Origin of the sequence: Rhizobium sp. CRRU65, from assembly GCF_048551595.1 — a bacterium.
Lineage (GTDB): Bacteria > Pseudomonadota > Alphaproteobacteria > Rhizobiales > Rhizobiaceae > Rhizobium > Rhizobium leguminosarum_J.
Window position 1 is genome coordinate 138,458 of the sequence record NZ_JBLYZH010000011.1, and the last position, 17,738, is coordinate 156,195.

Annotated in this window: 16 protein-coding genes; 4 read left to right on the top strand and 12 right to left on the bottom strand. The window is 56.2% G+C overall.

From position 1 onward, the window contains the following. Positions 1-105: 105 nt before the first annotated feature. On the bottom strand, positions 106-804 hold the full coding sequence (locus ACM5SV_RS22130) for an Ig-like domain-containing protein (RefSeq protein ID WP_012758617.1): 699 nt from the start codon (positions 802-804) through the stop codon (positions 106-108). A gap of 688 nt (positions 805-1,492) precedes the next feature. On the opposite strand from ACM5SV_RS22130, the gene ACM5SV_RS22135 reads away from it, so the two are divergent. The 4 genes from ACM5SV_RS22135 (at position 1,493) to ACM5SV_RS22150 (ending at position 7,511) form a co-directional block, all read left to right on the top strand. Further along, on the top strand, positions 1,493-3,106 hold the full coding sequence (locus ACM5SV_RS22135; RefSeq protein ID WP_012758616.1) for a right-handed parallel beta-helix repeat-containing protein: 1,614 nt from the start codon (positions 1,493-1,495) through the stop codon (positions 3,104-3,106). Positions 3,107-3,582: 476 nt separating this feature from the next. Further along, entirely contained in the window at positions 3,583-5,349 is a 1,767-nt protein-coding gene (locus tag ACM5SV_RS22140; RefSeq protein WP_012758615.1) for a type I secretion system permease/ATPase, read from the top strand. 15 nt (positions 5,350-5,364) lie between these two features. Beyond that, a complete protein-coding gene (locus tag ACM5SV_RS22145; protein ID WP_012758614.1) occupies positions 5,365-6,672 on the top strand; it encodes an HlyD family type I secretion periplasmic adaptor subunit in 1,308 nt (435 codons plus the stop codon). A gap of 143 nt (positions 6,673-6,815) precedes the next feature. Next, positions 6,816-7,511 (top strand): SGNH/GDSL hydrolase family protein, encoded by a 696-nt coding sequence (locus ACM5SV_RS22150; protein WP_222015893.1) that lies wholly within the window; start codon positions 6,816-6,818, stop codon positions 7,509-7,511. A gap of 45 nt (positions 7,512-7,556) precedes the next feature. Here ACM5SV_RS22150 and ACM5SV_RS22155 read toward each other — a convergent pair whose 3' ends face one another. From ACM5SV_RS22155 to ACM5SV_RS22205, 11 genes are all read right to left on the bottom strand, one after another. Beyond that, entirely contained in the window at positions 7,557-8,033 is a 477-nt protein-coding gene (locus ACM5SV_RS22155) for a glycosyltransferase (RefSeq protein WP_003561862.1), read from the bottom strand. Continuing rightward, the gene (locus ACM5SV_RS22160; RefSeq protein ID WP_033180050.1) at positions 8,030-8,488 is read right to left on the bottom strand and encodes a glucuronosyltransferase; all 459 of its coding nucleotides are present in this window, start codon (positions 8,486-8,488) and stop codon (positions 8,030-8,032) included. The genes ACM5SV_RS22155 and ACM5SV_RS22160 overlap by 4 nt, the downstream gene beginning before the upstream one ends. A 210-nt stretch (positions 8,489-8,698) precedes the next feature. Beyond that, positions 8,699-9,679 carry a glycosyltransferase family A protein gene (locus ACM5SV_RS22165; protein WP_113546078.1) on the bottom strand — a complete coding sequence of 327 codons (981 nt, stop codon included), beginning with the start codon at positions 9,677-9,679 and terminating at the stop codon, positions 8,699-8,701. After that, complete coding sequence (locus ACM5SV_RS22170) at positions 9,676-10,560, bottom strand: glycosyltransferase family 2 protein (protein WP_113546077.1); 885 nt, start codon at positions 10,558-10,560, stop codon at positions 9,676-9,678. Before ACM5SV_RS22170 ends, ACM5SV_RS22165 begins: the two co-directional genes overlap by 4 nt. Positions 10,561-10,584: 24 nt before the next feature. Then, entirely contained in the window at positions 10,585-11,529 is a 945-nt protein-coding gene (locus tag ACM5SV_RS22175) for a glycosyltransferase (RefSeq protein ID WP_222015896.1), read from the bottom strand. An 83-nt stretch (positions 11,530-11,612) separates the two neighbouring features. Beyond that, entirely contained in the window at positions 11,613-12,434 is an 822-nt protein-coding gene (locus ACM5SV_RS22180; protein ID WP_012758608.1) for a hypothetical protein, read from the bottom strand. A gap of 39 nt (positions 12,435-12,473) precedes the next feature. Continuing rightward, a complete protein-coding gene (locus ACM5SV_RS22185; protein ID WP_419425396.1) occupies positions 12,474-13,478 on the bottom strand; it encodes a polysaccharide pyruvyl transferase family protein in 1,005 nt (334 codons plus the stop codon). 31 nt (positions 13,479-13,509) lie between these two features. Beyond that, the gene (locus ACM5SV_RS22190; RefSeq protein ID WP_003561854.1) at positions 13,510-15,012 is read right to left on the bottom strand and encodes a lipopolysaccharide biosynthesis protein; all 1,503 of its coding nucleotides are present in this window, start codon (positions 15,010-15,012) and stop codon (positions 13,510-13,512) included. A gap of 151 nt (positions 15,013-15,163) precedes the next feature. After that, positions 15,164-16,066: an exopolysaccharide glucosyl ketal-pyruvate-transferase gene (gene pssM / locus ACM5SV_RS22195; protein ID WP_012758606.1), complete on the bottom strand. Its 903-nt coding sequence runs from the start codon at positions 16,064-16,066 to the stop codon at positions 15,164-15,166. Continuing rightward, positions 16,063-16,569, bottom strand: a complete 507-nt coding sequence (locus tag ACM5SV_RS22200; RefSeq protein ID WP_003561851.1) for an acyltransferase — start codon at positions 16,567-16,569, stop codon at positions 16,063-16,065. The genes pssM and ACM5SV_RS22200 overlap by 4 nt, the downstream gene beginning before the upstream one ends. Further along, complete coding sequence (locus ACM5SV_RS22205; RefSeq protein ID WP_222015898.1) at positions 16,569-17,720, bottom strand: glycosyltransferase; 1,152 nt, start codon at positions 17,718-17,720, stop codon at positions 16,569-16,571. The genes ACM5SV_RS22200 and ACM5SV_RS22205 overlap by 1 nt, the downstream gene beginning before the upstream one ends. Positions 17,721-17,738: the final 18 nt, after the last annotated feature.

Sequence of the window (17,738 nt, forward strand, 5' to 3'; positions counted from 1 at the left end):
AACAGGCTGAGCACCCATGGCTCTTTCTCTTGACGCGACTCAACTTGCACAAAACAACGCCCGCCGTCTTCGCGGCGGGCGTTGTTTTTGATTGGCTATTGACGATCAGACTTCTGCGTCCGCGCCATTGATGTTGAGCGTCAGAACACCGGCGTCGGTGTGGCCTTCGCCGTCGGAGATTTTGTAGAACTGGATGGTTTCCGTGACGTGATCGCCCGGAGCAACATCTACTGCCAGATCATAGGTGAATGATCCATCCGCTTTTACATGGAACGTGCCATAGGTGCCGGCGACGTCGGTCGTTGCGCTCGGGTCGCCGTTTACGGTCGTGGTGCCGAACTGACGGAGGAAGAGATGACCATTGTCGCCGGCAATGTCGTTGTCCAGAGCGTTGCCGCCGATGGCGTCGCCTTCGGTGAAGCTGTAGTGGTCGTCGACCGCGATCGGCTTTACCTGGGTTACGCCCTGAATGTTCAGGGTGAACAGGCCGACATCGGTATGACCGCTGCCGTCGGAGATCTTGTACGCGACCTTCTCCTGGAGCAACTCACCATTGGTGAAGTTGACCTTGGCAGCATCGCTTAGCACATAGGTGTAGCTGCCATCGGGCTTAACGAAGAAGGTGCCGTAGTCGCCCTGGATCTCGGTGACCTGGCTGTTGCCGCTCTTGGCGCCTACGCTCGCGCCGTCGAAGGCGCGCAGGAACAAGTGTCCGTTATCGGATGAATCGTTGGAAAGCAGATTTCCTGAAATGGCGTCGGTTTCCAGGAATGTTGCACTATCGTCGGTTGCGTGAACAGCCATCAGTTCTCTCCTTGAATTATTCTTTGCTAAGTCAATTCTGACCTTTAGCGAGCTGGTCGATTAAGGATATCTTAATACAGAGAGTCAAGGGTGCAGTTAACAGCAAGTGAACATATTCGGGTGTATAGTACAATAATGACACACCTGTAACACGCATGAGGCGATGAAACGCGTGGTAATTATTGCGTTAATAATAAGTGAAAGTGCCAAATGGCAGATGCGGACCTCTGTTTCTTCAGAGGAGAAGAATGTTTATTCAGGGGCAATTTATAAGAATACGTTGCGGTTCTGATGCGCAGATGAGATGTTGATATAATCACTATGGGTTACAGCGTGAAAACTCAATCTTGCTTCGGCTCCCGCACCGGCGCCTGCTTTTCGACGAAGTAACTGGTGCCATGATTTTGTAACATTTGTTTATCAAGTAATGCTTCTCTCGATGCGCAATTGGCGTAAACTAATACGCGATGCGTGGAGAGTAATTTTATTTACACTAGAGATATTTGGTAACATCGCACCTAACTGTGCGACGCAATTTTATTGCAATGCAAAATAATCAAGAAATGAAGATGTTTTGTGGTCAGCTTAAGAATTATCGCGAGATAGAACGCATTTTAGTGTTCCATTTTAGCAGGCAGAGAGAGGTCCGCGGTTAAAAGATTTTCCAGTATCTTTGGGAGATCACGGCGTGACCGTCTACTATGTAAATTCGGCAACAGGATCCAATCAGAACAGTGGAGTGAGCGAGCAGTCGGCTTTCGCGACGCTTTCCGCTGTCGAATCCCTGAGGCTAAAGCCGGGAGACAGCGTGCTGCTTGCCGCCGGAAGCGTGTTTAACGAGCAATTCGACCTGAAATACTCCGGCACTGTCAGTTCTCCGATTACAATTGGCAGTTACGGCGTTGGCGATGCGCCGGTTATTCACAGCAGCAATGACGGTATCCACGGCTCGAAGGCTTCAAACATCATCGTGGAGAACATCAAGATTGCTGATACCGGGGGTGCGGCGATATATGCGGGAAATGTCTCCAACTGGACCGTCCGCAACGTCGAGGTCGAAAATACCGGACTTGCCGGCAAGCCCGGTTCCGTCAATTTCCAGAGCAGCCAGAACATTACCATCGAGAACAGCAAGATTTCCGGGGTAAATGGAGACGGCATCTGGATGGATAAAGTGATTGGCGTTACCATCGTTAATAATCTGGTCATCAACAGCCAGGGCGCTGCGGCAGACGCCGTTCAGTTGAACGACAGCAGCAATATCCTGATCAAGGGTAACCACCTAGAGCAGACGGAGACCAATAGCGCAAAGGGCGTCCTGGTGCTTGTTCGGGCTGTGGATGCAGCGGTCGAGGACAACACCGTGATCGGCGGCGGTTTCGGGATAGGTGCCAACGCGGGCACGAATATCGCCATCCACGACAACGACATCTCGGGATACGGCGGCTATAGTTGGTCCTACGGTATCGGCCTTGGCGATCAGGGCAATGCGACAAATTACGATATCAGTGGAAACTATATTCATGACGGCGTCTGGGGCGTGTCGATCAGCGCTGCAGGTTACCCAAGTTATACACGCACCGATATCGATATTTATGGTAATGTCTTTGACGACCTGTCGTCCTCGGCGCTGAAGGTCGACAGGCCTGCATCCGGCTCTTTCTATGATAATATCATCGACAGCGCGGTGTCGACGCTGACGATGCCGGTCGCAATTGTCCTCCAGAGCACCTTCTCGATCAACGACAATAAGACGCTGGAGCAAGCGCAGGCCGAAGTCGACGCTGCGACTGGCAACACCCAGTCCAACAATGAGCAGACGCCTACCACGCCGGTTGTGGAGCCGTATGTCGAACCGTCAACACCGACGCAGACAAGCACTCCGGCGCCCGCGGCCGAAGCGCAGGTTCCGACCGCACCCACCGTCGCCGTTCCCAGGATTGTCGCAGCCCATGACAGCCTGAAAATCTCCACGGACACGGGCAGCGCCTATCATGGCAACCTTCTCGAAAACGATAGCGCAATCAATGGAACCGTGCTGCTTCGTCGCTTCGGTGACAGTGCAGTGGATAAGCATGGCCTGACGCTGACCGGGAAATACGGCGTCATCCACGTGGAGAGCGATGGTGATTACACCTATACCGTCGATGCGGTAAAAATCGCCGGTCTCAGCGGAAAGGTCAGTGAATCCTTCCAATACAAGATTTCTGACGGCGCTTCTCACATCGATACCGACTCGCTCGGCGTGTATATCAATGTGGACGCGTTCCATAGCAGCCAAGCGTCGCACCTGCTGGTTTGAATCACGCCAAATTTAGAGAGCGCCGGCCCCGCTGTTCAACACTTGAAAGCTTGATGATGAAGGGGTGTCGGCGGTCGAAGGCCGGGGAGATGCGGATAAAAAAATATTTCCGCCGTTCATAGGAAAAATGAACTATAGATTGAATTTATAGTTAATGCCTCAGTAAACGTCGCCCATATGCGCGCGACGCGTTCATTCCTCTGCGCCGTTGTTGGGCAATTTGCGATTTTCACTTGCTTAGGTTGGTATATTTAGCGTAGCGTCAAGTCAGAATCCCTGAAACCGCTCGTTATAAATTGGAATTTTTGGTCACTTTTTGGTTGGATTCATGTAATAGGTCGTGGGCTTGCAAGCGGGTCCGGCGCCGTGTCGGGGTCCAAGGCAGTCGTGTCATTGATCGGGCTTGATGGACCCGGAGCTAGAGTGTGCGCGGGCATATTTGCTTTCGTGCGATGCGGTAAGAGAGGGATTACTTCGTGTTTCAGAGTTCAGCAGCTGATGTCAGCGAGCCATCCAAAGCATTGAGGAAATGCAAGGGGGGACTTGTCTTCATTGGAATAGCAAGCGCGCTTATCAATATCCTCTATCTTACAAGTTCATTTTTTATGCTTGAGGTGTATGACCGGGTCATCCCCAGCAAAAGCATACCCTCGCTGGCGGTCCTGGCAATACTTGCATTAATGCTTTACGTCTTCCAAGGAGCGTTCGAGGTTCTGCGAAGCAGGATGCTCGTGCGTGTTGCCGGCGCGCTTGACGAGATGGTAAACGGACGTGTGTTCCGGGCGCTGATCAAGGCTCCGTTGAAGGTCAAGATCGGCGGCGACGGGCTTCAGCCGCTGCGCGACTTCGACCAGATCAGAACCTTCCTGTCCGGCATGGGCCCGACGGCGATGTTCGATCTGCCCTGGTTGCCGTTTTATATCGTGATCTGCTTCCTCTTTCATCCGGCGATCGGATATATCGCGATCGGTGGATCGCTGGTTCTCGCCATTCTGACGTTCCTGACCAATCAGGGAACGCGTACGCTCTCAAAAAAGCAGTCTGACTCCGCCAATATGCGAAATGCCTTTGCGCAGACCTCGATCCGCAATTCCGAGGTCATTCACGCCATGGGCATGGCGGGTACGATGGCCGAGATCTGGGACCGCAAGAACAGTGAATACCGGACGATCACCCGGCAGGCATCGGATGTCGGCAATGGGTATGCCACCTTGTCGAAGATTTTCCGTATTGCTTTGCAATCGGGAACGCTCGCGACCGGCGCAATTCTGGTCATCCAAGGACAGGCTTCTTCGGGAATTATCATCGCCGGCTCGATATTGACCTCTCGCGCCCTGGCGCCTGTCGAAGCGGCGATCGGAAATTGGCGTGGTTTCGTTTCTGCCCAGCAGAGTTGGGCGCGGCTTTCGAGCCTGCTGAAAACCATTCCTGAGATTCCAGCCCCCCTTGCGCTCGCGGCTCCCACCAAGCAAGTCACCGTCGAGGGCTTGGCAAGCGGACCGCCAGCGGGCCAGCGCCTGGTCATCTCCGATGTCAGCTTCGGCTTACGGGCAGGGAGCGCGCTTGGGGTCATTGGTTACAGTGCCTCGGGTAAGTCGTCGCTGGCGCGGGCGATGATGGGCATCTGGCCGACAGTCAGAGGATCCATTCGCCTCGATGGCGCGGCACTCGACCAGTGGGACGGTGACGCACTTGGCCGGCATATTGGTTATCTCCCGCAGGATGTGGAGCTTTTCTCGGGGACCGTCGCGCAGAATATCTGCCGTTTCGCGAAGGAAATGTCGCCAGAGACGGTGGTTGCCGCAGCGAGGGCGGCGCGTGTTCACGATCTCATTCTTCGTCTGCCGAACGGTTATGAAACCGAAATCGGCGAAGGTGGTGCCGCGCTTTCAGCCGGCCAGAGGCAGCGTATCGCGCTTGCAAGAGCGCTTTACGGCGAACCATTCCTCGTCGTGCTCGACGAACCGAACTCCAATCTCGACGAGGAAGGCGAGCGGGCGCTGAGTGCCGCGATCATGAGCGTGCGTGCACGCGGCGGCATTGTCGTTGTCATCGCACATCGGTCCGGCGTTCTGGCGGTCTGCGACTTCGTGCTGATGATGCAGGATGGCCGCATGATCGCGTTCGGTCCCAAAGAGGAAGTTCTCGCAAGGGTCAGCCGGCCGGAAGCGGCGCGCACGCCGATTGCCGAGCGCGTGGCTCAGCTTAAAGTCGTGGTCGACGGCATGAATGCGGCCGAATAGGCCAGAGGGAAGATTGTGAATAAAGTTATCAGTGAATCGAAACGCTCCCTCAATCGGCATGTTGCCGTTGTCGGTGTGTTGTCGATAGCCCTCGTTTGCGGCATTGGCGGTTGGGCGGCGACGACAGAGCTTTCGAGCGCAGTCATCGGCGAGGGCGTGATCGTCGTCGACGGTGATGTCAAGAAGGTCCAGCACCTGACAGGCGGTATCGTGTCGGAATTGCTAGTCTCCGAAAACGACCATGTGACGGCAGGGCAGGTGCTGATACGGCTCGATGGGACGACGACAAGAGCGAACCTCTCGATTGTCGAAAGCACGCTCGCTCAGCTTTATGCACGCCGCGCCCGTCTGAAGGCGGAACGAATCGGCGCCGATTCGTTCGAGGTCGAGGAAAACATCAGCGATCTGACTTCCAGCACCTCCGCGGCGAAGCTTCTCGATGGCGAGCAGAAGTTGTTCGACAGTCGCAGGACGGCGCTTATCGGAATGAAGAGCCAGTTGGCATCGCGCAAGGACCAACTGGGCGAGCAGGTAAAGGGGTTGGTCGTTCAGATCAATGCCACCAACGATGCCTTGGGCTTGATCGAACAGGAGCTCGAGGGCATTGATACGCTCTACAAGAAGGGGCTCGTCACGCTTCAGCGTTTGAATACGCTCAAGCGCGCCCGCGCCGATCTCCAGGGCAATAGCGGCCAGGAAATCGCAGCTAAGGCGGAGGCCGAAGGTAAGGCAATCGAGATCGATCGCCAATCGATCCAGCTGGATGAGGATCGTCGTTCGGAGATCGCAAAGGACCTGACCGACGTCGAGGCGCAGATCGCCGAATATGAAGAGCGCCGCGGAACGGCGCTCGATCAGCTGCACCGTCTCGACATTACCGCACCGTTGACGGGGCGAGTTCACGAACTTTCGGTTCACACCGTCAATGGTGTCATTGATCCCGGTCAGACGTTGATGCTCGTCGTTCCCGAAAATAACGAACTTATGGTCGAGGCGAAAGTCGCCACCCGCGATATTGACCAGGTTCACGTCGGCCAGTCCGTCGATGTGCGTTTCAGCGCTTTCGATCAACGCACGACGCCTGATGTGAGCGGTGAGATTACCTCGATCGCGCCCGATATCGTCAAGGATGAGCGCACAGGCATCAGTTACTATCCGCTGCGCGTCAAGCCGAAGGCTGAAAGCATTGCCAGGATGAAGACGATAAAGCTCTATCCGGGCATGCCGGCCGAGGTCTTTATCAAGATCGGCGACCGGACCGTAATATCCTATCTGACGAAGCCGCTGACCGATCAGATGCAGCACGTATTTCGCCAGGAGTGATTGGCGGCTGTTTCACGTCGTTAATATCCTCGGCGTCCCAAAGCAGCCATCCGCCAAGGTGAGGTTGGATAGTTTCGCCTTGCTCGAAGGGGCATGATCGGCCATTTCACGAAATTGTCACAAGCCTGCTGCAAGGTCTCCCCATGATGTGTTTGCTGCCTTGGCGAGCCGGGCCGACTGCGAGGCGACCGGTTTATGGATTGGTTCTGTTTCTGGCGTGTCTGGTGATGTTTTCAGCGGTCAAAAGCGGCCATGCCGATAGTCCACAACCGCTGAAAATAGTGGCTTTCGGAACATCCTTGACGGCCCGCGGGGGATGGCAGTCCGCTCTCGAGACAGGGCTTTCAGCCTGCCTGCAAAGGCCCGTGAAAGTCGAGAGCGTTGCAAAGAGCGGCGAGACGTCACTATGGGCCCTTGCCCAAGTTGATCGCGTCATTGCCACGCAGCCGGATATCATCCTGATTGAACTCTATGCCAACGATGCGACATTGCATCGGTTCGTGTCGCTTGCGCAAAGCCGAAAGAATATCGGCGATATCCTCGACCAGCTCCGGCAGCGCCTGCCGCAAGCGCGGATCATTGTCATGGCCATGAATCCATTTTCAGGATTGCGTGGGCTGATCCGTCCCTTTGTCGACACTTATGTCTCAGCCCATCAGGCAGAGGCGGAAAAACGTGGTCTGGAGTTTATCGACCACCGGCCCAACTGGGAGCGTCTGACGCCGGATGATCTGGCCACGGCGATTCCTGATGGCGGGCATCCTCAGCCCGACATGGCCTCCAAAATCATCGCGCCTGAACTCATCAAACGTATCGCCGGCAAAAATTGCGGAGAATGAAAATATTCGCTCGTCAGCGTCAAAGTCTGTGACGGCTCTTGGGGGTCAGACTGTCGTAATATAGTTTTTCAGGTAGGTGACCAGTGAAGCCCGACCGGCTTCCGACGAATCTTCGTGAGATGGGCTATCCAGCTCTTCGAGCAGATAGTTTCGGAGATCGTCATCGGTGTTTGCGACATAGATGCCCGGCCGGCCCACGAGCTGGCTCACCGTGGCGAGCTGATGATCGTTTCGGTGTTCGCCGAGAGCCGCCTGGCGAGGAACGAGAATGATCGGCTTCCCAAAACGCTTGGCCGTAAGCACAGTGCCAATTCCCGCATGAGAGACGATGACACTTGCATCGCGAAAGACGTTATCAAAGTCTTTGGGCTCGATATTCTTGATCCATTTCATATTCTGTGGCGTGTAGGTGCCCTTGCCGATCTGCGCCAGAACCGGTTTCGACAGTTCGTTTGCGAACGTGTCGACAGCCTTGACGAGGCGATCAAACGGCAGCTGCGTTCCAACGGTGACAAGGATCAAAGGACAGCTCCTGCGTAATGGGGGCCATCCGGCCTCGACAGATGTTGCCATTGCGTGAGCCAGAGCGTCGCAATATGGCCGGCCAATTTACCCGATAGGGACAGCTTCTCGACATTGGCGACGCTATCGATCCAGATCGTCCGCTTGCCCGTCAATTTGCCGGCCAGCAGGCAAAAAAGGCCGGGTGCGGCACCGGTCGAGATGATGACGTCGGGCCTCTGCTTGATGACGATGGAGAAGGCGGTGAAAAAGCACCGGATCGACATGGTAATCGAGTCGCGGCTGCAATCGGGAAGGACTAGTCCGCCCCGAATGTCGTATTTTGCAAGCAGTCCGGGGATGGTCGTTGCGAAGACGATATCGCAGCCCTCGAATGCGCCGCGCATGGCCATCAGCTGTTCCCAGTGACCGCCTCCCGACGAGGCAGCGAGAACCTTCAATTTTTTCTCAGTCATAGACAGGCATCTCCTATATTTGACCGATGGATAAGAGCGAAAGCCGTTCTGTTCGAACAGCGATTGTGTCACGATAGTTCAATAGAAGTGTACCATTTTTGGCCCGGTTGATTGAAGCCTTGAAGTTCATGGACAGCCAATCACTTGTGATGTTTCAGCTGGAAGATAATAAGGGTCAGAACTCTTCCAAGGGCGCGTGCGCAAACAATATCAGAGAGCGGCATTGGGCTTGTATTCCTGGTATGCATGTCCGAGAATCCCATTAACCATGCCCGCGCCGCGTAAAACGTGGGTGAGGGCTCGCATGCCCCAATAGGGTGAAATCAAGATCGAGGGTAGCATGAAGAGCCCAAGCATAACTCTCGAGGCGCCATAGGCGCCGCGATAGATCCGGCGCTTGAGGTTGCCATGCAGGACCTCGCTGACTGCGAAGGTATTGCCGAGCCGGTATTGTCTTTGCAATACCCATTTCCAGGTCATCCGGCTAGCCGGAACGATATCATGGACAAGCGCCTTGTCAGCCCAGAAGACCTGCATGCCACGGCGGATGGCTTGGTTGAAGAAAAGGTAATCCGTGCCCCCGGTGAAGCGCATCTTCTCTTCAAAACGCAGATTCCATGAGCGGATCAGAGGATAGTCGAACATGACGTTGTTCGATGCCGCATAAGAAATGGATTGACCGTCCTTGTTCTTCTTGCGCTCGAACACCCGTGCCTTGATGAAATATTCCGGCGGGTTTTCGGGATAGACCGGTTGGACTGGGCCATAGACGCAATCGGCGCGGGTTTTCTCCCGTGTCTCCAGCATCGCATCCAGCCAGCCGTCGACCGGCCATTCGTCATCGTCGAGAAAGCAGAAGAGGTCGGTGCCTGGAGGTGCCGAATCCAGTGCGCGATTGCGTGCAAAGGGTATGCCCTGGTTTTGTTCGATGACGTAGATCAGGTCGTAGGCACCTGTCTGGCCAAAGCTCTCTACCGTAGCTCTTGCGCTGCCGGCCGCATCATTATCCACGATCACCATGGTGAGATCATAGGGGCGGGCCGGGTGCCTGACCTGGCGCGTCATGACGTCAAGCAACTTGGCGATCCCGTCGAGGCGCCGATAGGTCAGCACACCGACGGCGATCTTCAACGGTACGGCGCTTGCTTCCGTGCCCACGGATGAATGCGGAAAAGTCTCCTGCTGATTCATGACTGTCCTTTCCGCAGCATATTTCCCAAACGCTTACGCGCCGCCATCAAGGCCACTTCGGTCGCGGCAGCATCGCCGAACGGACCGCCGGCCACCGTATTGCGAGCTTCGCCCCGCAGCTTCAGCAACGATGTCGTTTCGGCAATTCCGCCGGCCACCAGGCTCTTGCCGAGTGCCTGCAGCCCCTCATAGCGGCGTGCCAGTTCCAGCCCAGTCGCGATCATGATCCGCGGGCGCAGTGTCTTTGCCCTGCTTGTGCCGGTGTAGCGGTTCGACTCATGAATGCGCTGAAACGTCAGCGGTGTTTCGACGATCGCGCCGCGGCCGAGAAAGGCAGCGGCAAACTTGATATAATTGTCGCTGAGCACGACGTCTGTCGCGACGGACATCGGCAGTATCTGGGACAGCAGATTGCGGCGGAAGCTCAGGCCCGATGTCGGAACCGGAAGCGAGGGAAAGCCACCCCTGCGAAGCGTGTCCCGCTTGTCGAACTGTGTCACTTGCAGCTCTGCAGGAGGCTGGTCGCTTTCCTCGGTCGTCACCCGGTCGAAGCACCAGTCGATCTCGTTGCGATCGTAGATCTCGGCGATACGAGCGAGCTTGCCCGGCAAAAATGCATCATCGGCATCGAGGAGAAAGAGGATATCGCCGCTTGCGGCCGCAAAACCCGCATTGAAGCTCGAGGCCTGGCCACCATTTTCCTTCAATACCGTCAGGATCTGTTCCCCGTAGGAGGCAAGGATCTCACGGGAATCGTCCGTCGATCCGTCGTCGACCACCACCACTTCGAAGTCGGGATAGGCCTGCGACAAAACGCTGTCGATGCATGGACGCAAAAAGCGACCATAATTGAAATTGTTGACGAGCACCGAGAGTTTCAAATTACTGCCTCCTGGGCCAATCGATCACCGCGCGAGCGTCTGGGGCGCATATCGGCGAATTCCAGCACGATATCCACGCATGTAGTAATATTTCCAGATAGCCCAGAAACGCTTCTTCGATTGCGGCAAGAGATAGAGCATGGCTGCCCGAAATGCCCACTGCGCGCTTTCGATCCAGATCGGTAGCGGAACTCCGCTCAGCCTCACCCCTGCAGGCACCTCGTCGGGAAAAAGCGCCGGCATGCCATAGCCAAGCCGTTCGCCTCGTTTCTGCACCCAATCCTCGGTGACACTTGATGCCGGTATCCAGTGATGAACCACGGCCTCTGCGCATCGATAGGATTTGGCGCCATTTGCGGCCAGACGAATGATGATTTCCGCATCTTCGCCCATGGCAAATATCTTTCCTGGAAGAGGGCCGATATCTTCCCGGTAGCGGACGCTTGTTCCGAGCAACTCTCGCCGAATGATCGTGTTGGGACCCCAGACTTTCGTCGGGTCACACGGTCCGCTTTGCGTTTCATCGACGATCGCAAACGTGGATCCCATGGGAATCCAATCGATAAAGCGGCCCTTCGGCTCCTTTTCCCAATCGGGGACGATTCTGCCTCCGAACACACCATAACCCGGATGGGCGATGGCGCAGTCGACGATCGCCTGCAGCCAGTTGGGTTCCGCGCGGATGTCGTCGTCCGTAAAGACAATGAGATCGCCCTTGACCCGATCCAAAGCAAAATTCAGCGCGCCGGATTTTCCGGGCTTGCGCTGCTGCAGGATGGTGATGGGAAGCTTCTCGCTGTACGATTTCAAAAGATCAAACGTATCGTCATTGCTATTGTTGTCGACAGCAATCAATTCCCATCGATCATGGGGAAGCTCCTGGCGCATCAAGGAATCCAAAGTATGGCGCAGCCGGCGGCTGGCGCCATTGTAGGATGAAAAGAGCACGCTGACCAATAGATCCGACATCAGTTACCAACCCTCTTGGTGAAGTCGAAAGAGAAAAGCTTCATATTTTGACTGCCTGTGCGATGTTCGAACGAGATCGGCTGTTACGCGGGGTTCGACCGTGTCTTGCCGAAAAACTCGCGCCTGTGACCCTCGCCGACTACCCTCAGCTTACGAAGATTGCGCAACCACCGCCGCGGTTTGGTGAGTACGCCGCGGTTGAGGAAATACTGCCGCAGCAGGCTCGGTGCCTGACTATGCGATCCGCCATGGGCGACCCGATAGACCGCCCCGCGAAAGGGAAGCTGCGTGAGCGGTGCTCCCCGTTGCGCAAGAATATCCGCTATGCGGACGTGGCTGCCCAGCATCGACTTGATCCAGTCGAGCGAAGCATCTTCAAACCGGGTCGGCAGTTGGTAGAGATCGGCGCGAATAATCAACGAGGTACCGCAAAGATGACTGAAGTCGTCGTGGCCAAACAGGAAACTACCGCCATCGTCCCAGATATAACCATGGTCGATCGTCCATCCGTTGGCGTTTCGATTCTCGGACACGTGTTGAACGATCCGAGAGCTGACAAAATCGTCGTCATCGACAATCATGAAGAAGCGACTGTCGGTGGCGGTCAACATGCCACTTAGAACGCGACGGCCTTTGTCTGCCCGGAAGGCATCAAGGAAGTCTTCCTTGCTGCCCTTTCCAAGCTCATGCAGGTCGTTCGGCGGAAAGGTGACACGCACGGCAGAGAATTTCTCCGGCAGGTCTGGCAGATCGGCGCCTTCGTTGGCCACGATGATGCCACGCCAGTCCCCATTGGTCTGGTTGGAAATTGAGGCCACGGTCTGGGTCAGATTTGCCTTCAGCCTGCTCCAGTCGCGGGCATTGTCCTGATGTCTAACCGGGATAATGAAGGTGACAAGGGTCATCGGATTACCTCCTGATCCTGCAAGCGCGCAGCGTCTCCGTCATCCGCGAGCTCCTTGCCCGGCCTGGTGACGCGCCCATTCGATTCCATCTTCAAGCGACGTTGCCTTGTAAGAAAGGTCCGTCCCGCCGGAGAAGGCATTCATGAAGCGGCGGATCTTTCCGTAGCTGTTGTCCAATACGGCATGCGGCCGACCAAGCAGCAGCGAGCAGATATGAACGTGCAGGCGATCGGTGACGATGGCGCGGGCGCGTGAAATCTGGCTGATGCCGCGCTCGAAGCGGTTGTGCGCCGCCGCGTCCAGCTTGCGCAATGCCACTTCGCTCGGCTTCAGTGCCAGGAAAGCCGAAGCTGCCCCCAATTTCTTGGCGATATCAACCTTGCGTTTCGACTCGGTGATCCAGTCCTCCACAGGAATATCAGAAGGGATCTTGCGATCGGTGCCGCCAACCCGTTCCGCATCCTCTCGCAGCATGGCGAGGACGGAAATCTGCGTTGCCCTGTCCGGCAGCGGCCCGATGGCGAAGGCCATGTCGGGGCATAGCCGTACGGTGCAGTCGAAGTGCTTCTCGGAAAATTCCTTCGATTCTTCGTCGCGCACGAGCAGCACGAAATTCTTATGACGCGCGATTGCGCGTGCAGATTGCTCGATGCGCTCAGGTGAACTGTAGTGAATAGACTGCGGAAACTGGACGATCTGCCGATCCGGGAAACGCTCCATGATGGCTTCGCGGAAATCCTGGTGGGAAACCCAGATGTCGCCGAAATTGCCTCCTCCATGAATGAAAATCGGACCGGTCGGCACGCGCTTTTTCAGCTCATCTGCAGAAAAGTCCGCCGTTCTCGAAACATAGTCCGGGCGTTTGCCGAAGCGATCCTTCAGATAGGCCATTTCGCCCAGCCAGATTGCGGAGTCGCCGCAATTGCGGATGTCGGGAAAATCGAGGATTGCAAGCGGTTCATCGCGTGAGACATAGTCTTTCAGGCAATCGTGGATGATACCATTAAGTTTTGCGATCAGCTCCGTTCTGGATTGGCTGGTCATTCTGCCTCGCTTGTTGATGTTCGTTTAGCTTTTAGGCCGACTTGGGTACGGCCATACGTTTGGCTTTTGACAGGAACTTGACAAAGATACGCTGAACTTCGGTTTCCGGGCCATTTGGCTTCTTCATCGCGAGCCAAAGGACAAAGCTGGAACCGAGATAGAGAATGCCGCCGGTGACGACGAGGATGGCCAGGTGGAGTGCCAGCGCCAGCTTGTCGGTAGGGGTGTTCAGAAGATGCGACAATCCCCAGACGCCGGCAGCCATCAAGGCAACGCTGGCAAGCGCGCGGAAGTTTGCCGCGAGCTGCTGGAAGAATGGCAGATTGATCAAGCGCTTGACGAGAAGCATGTTGACTACGGTGGAAATCAGACCCGTCAACACGCGGGCATAAACGACGCCCGGAAGCCCGGCCATCATCAGACCGGCGATGATGATGGGCACGCGGACCACCAGCATCTGCGTGTCGCGGATGAACAGCATCTTGGTATGGCCCTTTGCCATGCCCAGCGGCTGGACGAGCGAACCGAGGGTCTGCAGAGCGAAGACCGATGCGAGTGCCTGTACGATGAAGATGGCGGGAACCCACTTTTCCCCCAAGGCAAGCCGCATCATCGGATCAGCTACGACTGCCATCCCGATTCCGGCCGGAAGCGCCACCGCCGCCAGAAGCGCCTGTGCACGCTGATAGGCGGCGACAAGCCGGACCGGGTCGTTGCGGACTTTCGAAAAGCCCGGGTAAATCGTCTGGTTCAACGGCGCCGTCGCCTCGCGCGTCGGCAGAGTCGAAAGGGTGTTGCCGACGGTATAATGGCCGAGCTGCGTGGCGCCCAGCATCTTGCCAATTAACAGATACTCGACCCGCCAGTTCAGGGTGTTGACGATCTGTCCGGCCGTCAGCCAGAGCGAGAACGAAAACAATTCTCGCGCATGCCGGAAGGTCACCCGTGGCCAGAATGGCAAGACGGTGTAGGAAACGATGATATTGGTAATCTGATAGGCGAGGGTACCAAGAACGAGAGCCCAGTAGCTCTGGTAGATGGCAGCGATTGCCACCGTCACGACAAAGCCAACCAGCTTTTGCGATACGTTGAGAACGAATTCTTGCCAGAAGATCAGATCACGCTGGAGCATGACGCGACGCGGATTGGCGAGACCACTCAGGAGCAAGCTGAAACTCAAAGCAAGCATGACGCTTGTCAGCCGGGGCTCGTTATAAAATTCGGCTATTGGATAGGCACTGGCGGCAAACAGCAACGCCAAGATCGCACTTCTTGTGACGCTCAACGTCCAAACCGCACTGAAATGAACCTCGCTCGGCGCCTCGTGACGAATGAGCGCCTGGTTGAGTGAGAGTTCGGTGACGGAGCTCAAGATGACCTGGATCGTCGTTGCAATGGCAACGAGACCGAAGTCGGCCGGTGCGAGGTACCAGGCGAGAACGAAGGTGCTGAGCGCCGAGAGCCCGTTGACGATGGCGCGGGATAGGCTCAGCCACATGCTGCCTTGAATCAGTCGATCGGTAACACTGCTCATGGTCGAACGGCTCCGCACGTCAAGGATACTGACCGTCTAAGCGGGCCGAGCGCCCATCCAAAGTGCTTGCCCCCCTTGCGGGAGGAGGGAGTGTTGGTGGAGTTTGAAAGGATCATGCCTTATCGCCTCGTCATGAATCCGGTTTGCATCATCACAGGACGCTTGCCGTTTTCTTGGAAAAATCCTGCTTCAGCCGATCCAGCTCCAGCAGCATTCTGTTGTGCGCATTTATCATGGACTCGTCGGAACTCAGCTGTCCTGGTTTCTCCGCCACCCGCTGCAGCGTCTTGACCGTCGACCCGAAGACATAATTGCCAGTGAGCTGACGGATGCGGCGGTGGCGGAACGTTATGTTCTTCAAAAGGTAGGTGTTTTTCCGGACCAGTGACGCTCCTGCTTCGACGAGGTTTGACGGGCCAATCGCGTCGAAGTCGATCTCGAGATCAAGCGCACTTGCCCAATCGTACCATTTGGCTCGATTCCCCGGCGCGATCGGCCGGATAGCCCGCCAGGGAACGCGCAGCGCGTCTGAGATGATGCAGCCATGCATCGCCTCGGACACCACTTTATGCGATGCGCTGATTTCGGTCAGAACCTTTTCCACCGGCCAGCGCGGATCGATATAGTGAATGCCTGCGAGTTCGCAGGCCTTATCCCAGCTGCCGTACATGGCGCTTTCGTAATGCGGCATGAAGGAGACCGGATAACGCTTCTCGATGCTTTTCGCATCCCAGCAGCTGCGCGTGAGGATGCCCGAATCGCCGATGGCGTAGCTCGGATCGATGCCGAGGATTTCGGCTGTCTTCTTTCCGCGCACGAAATAAAACGTCCAGTTGCGATCGACTTTCGGCGGGTTGGTGTAGCCGCCATAACCCGAGCCAAAGACAATCTTTTGCATGTTCGGGTCGAAATTGTCGTAGAGGATCGAGCCGATGCCGAGAAAGAGCTGACCTTCGTCGTCATCGAAGAAGCCGGGCAGCAGACGCTCCCAGAGCCAATGGTTCAGTTCGTCGCCAAAATTCTCGTGTTTCCCCCGGTAGGCAAACATCTTCATCGTGCTTCTCCAGTCGGCAAGTGCGTCACGATCTGCGAGACCGTCTCGTCTTCGCGTGCCATGCGTCCGTAACGCGAAATGATCTTGATGTCGCTGCGGATTATCTTTGCCGGATTGCCCGCGACGAGCGAGCGCGGCGGCACGCTCTTGGTCACCACCGAGCCCGAGCCGATGACGCATTCGTCGCCGATCTCGACGCCGGGCAGAATGATGCTGCGGGCGCCGATAAAGCAGCGCTTGCCGATCCTCGTGTGAAGATAGAGCCCGCGCGTGAGATCGTGGGTCAGAATCGCCGCCTCAAAGGCGACGTAAGTTTCCGCGCCGATATGCAATCCCTTCGGGTTGGTCTTGTCGAAACGCACGCTCAAGGAAAAGCTGGCCGTCGGATCGATGTCCATTCCCCAGAATTTCGTATAGTAGAGCCACTTGGCCTTCACAAATCCGTTCCGCAGTGGCCGAAATACATTCAGTCCCCACTTCGGCTTTTTTCCTGTCTGCACCATCAAGTCCGACCCCGGCTGGAAAATTCGTCTAGCACGGAACTGTAATAGTCCTCGAGCGTCCCCGTCTGACGACGTAAGTCGAAGCGTTCGGCCACCAGAAGCGGTGCCCGCGCGCTAAAGGCTGTCCACAGAGCCTGGTCGTTGAGCAGTCTTCCGACCGCCTCCGCCATTCCTGCGACATCCCGCTCCTCCACGAGATAACCAGTTTTCCCCTCTTCGATCGCTTCGCCGACGCCTCCCGAGCGAAATGCGACGACCGGAGTACCGACGGCTTCCGCCTCGAGATTTGCGAGGCCGAAAGCTTCGGCGTGACCATTGTCGAGGGTCACGCTTCCATGGAGATAAAGCTCCGCACTGGCGAGCAGATCTCTTATCTCAGTCTGCGACAGATTTTCATGGATCGTGACGCTTGGCAAGGAACGACGCGCCAGTGCTTCGATTTCCTCCTTCAAGGGACCCTGGCCGACCATGACGAATTCGACCGGAGTGCCGGCGGCGGCCACACGTGAAAGCGCATCGATCATGAAACGATGGCCCTTATAGTCGACGAAGCGGGCAATTGAAACCACGCGCCCTTTTTTTCGTGGACGAGGCTCCATTTTGAAGAGATCGAGATCGATGCCGATATGATGGCGATAGACGCGTTCGGCCGGAAAGCCGAGTGCCAGCAGCCGATCTCGGATGAAATCGGAAACGGCGATGTTCCAACTGTTCCAGCCGGCCATCTCGTTCCGGCCCTTGGCGAAGAAGCGCACCTGATTGAAGCCGCCCGGCTTTTTCGGGTCGCCGCGATAGGTGGCGTCGAAGCCGTGGAAGGTCGTGATCAGCGGCTTGCCGGCGGCCCGGGCCAACGGGCCGATGACATACCCGTTCTTGCCAAAATGGGCGTGAACGAGATCGGCTTTGCCGATCGCAGGAAAGAGGAAGGGAAGGCCGATCTGCGGGATTTTCAGTAGCAGTTCACCGGTCCGCGCAATGGGAGACCGACGGATGTCATGAACCGGAACAGTGGATTTTTTTGTATGCGCCGAAGAAATTCGCGAGCCGGCAAGAATTTCAGCTTCGAAAGAACGAAACGCTACCGCCTGGTTGAGAACAAATGCCTGGCTGGCAGGCAAAAATTTTTCCACATAAATAACGGCTTTTTTCATGAATCTGTTTGCGTCTCC

Excerpts from the sequence above, each read along its gene's own strand:
- pssM (WP_012758606.1), bottom strand. The coding sequence starts at position 16,066 with ATGAAGATGTTTGCCTACCGGGGGAAACACGAGAATTTTGGCGACGAA.
- ACM5SV_RS22200 (WP_003561851.1), bottom strand. The coding sequence starts at position 16,569 with ATGGTGCAGACAGGAAAAAAGCCGAAGTGGGGACTGAATGTATTTCGG.
- ACM5SV_RS22150 (WP_222015893.1), top strand. The coding sequence starts at position 6,816 with ATGATGTGTTTGCTGCCTTGGCGAGCCGGGCCGACTGCGAGGCGACCG.
- ACM5SV_RS22180 (WP_012758608.1), bottom strand. The coding sequence starts at position 12,434 with ATGACCCTTGTCACCTTCATTATCCCGGTTAGACATCAGGACAATGCC.
- ACM5SV_RS22190 (WP_003561854.1), bottom strand. The coding sequence starts at position 15,012 with ATGAGCAGTGTTACCGATCGACTGATTCAAGGCAGCATGTGGCTGAGC.
- ACM5SV_RS22185 (WP_419425396.1), bottom strand. The coding sequence starts at position 13,478 with ATGACCAGCCAATCCAGAACGGAGCTGATCGCAAAACTTAATGGTATC.
- ACM5SV_RS22165 (WP_113546078.1), bottom strand. The coding sequence starts at position 9,679 with ATGAATCAGCAGGAGACTTTTCCGCATTCATCCGTGGGCACGGAAGCA.
- ACM5SV_RS22130 (WP_012758617.1), bottom strand. The coding sequence starts at position 804 with ATGGCTGTTCACGCAACCGACGATAGTGCAACATTCCTGGAAACCGAC.
- ACM5SV_RS22160 (WP_033180050.1), bottom strand. The coding sequence starts at position 8,488 with ATGACTGAGAAAAAATTGAAGGTTCTCGCTGCCTCGTCGGGAGGCGGT.
- ACM5SV_RS22205 (WP_222015898.1), bottom strand. The coding sequence starts at position 17,720 with ATGAAAAAAGCCGTTATTTATGTGGAAAAATTTTTGCCTGCCAGCCAG.
- ACM5SV_RS22175 (WP_222015896.1), bottom strand. The coding sequence starts at position 11,529 with ATGTCGGATCTATTGGTCAGCGTGCTCTTTTCATCCTACAATGGCGCC.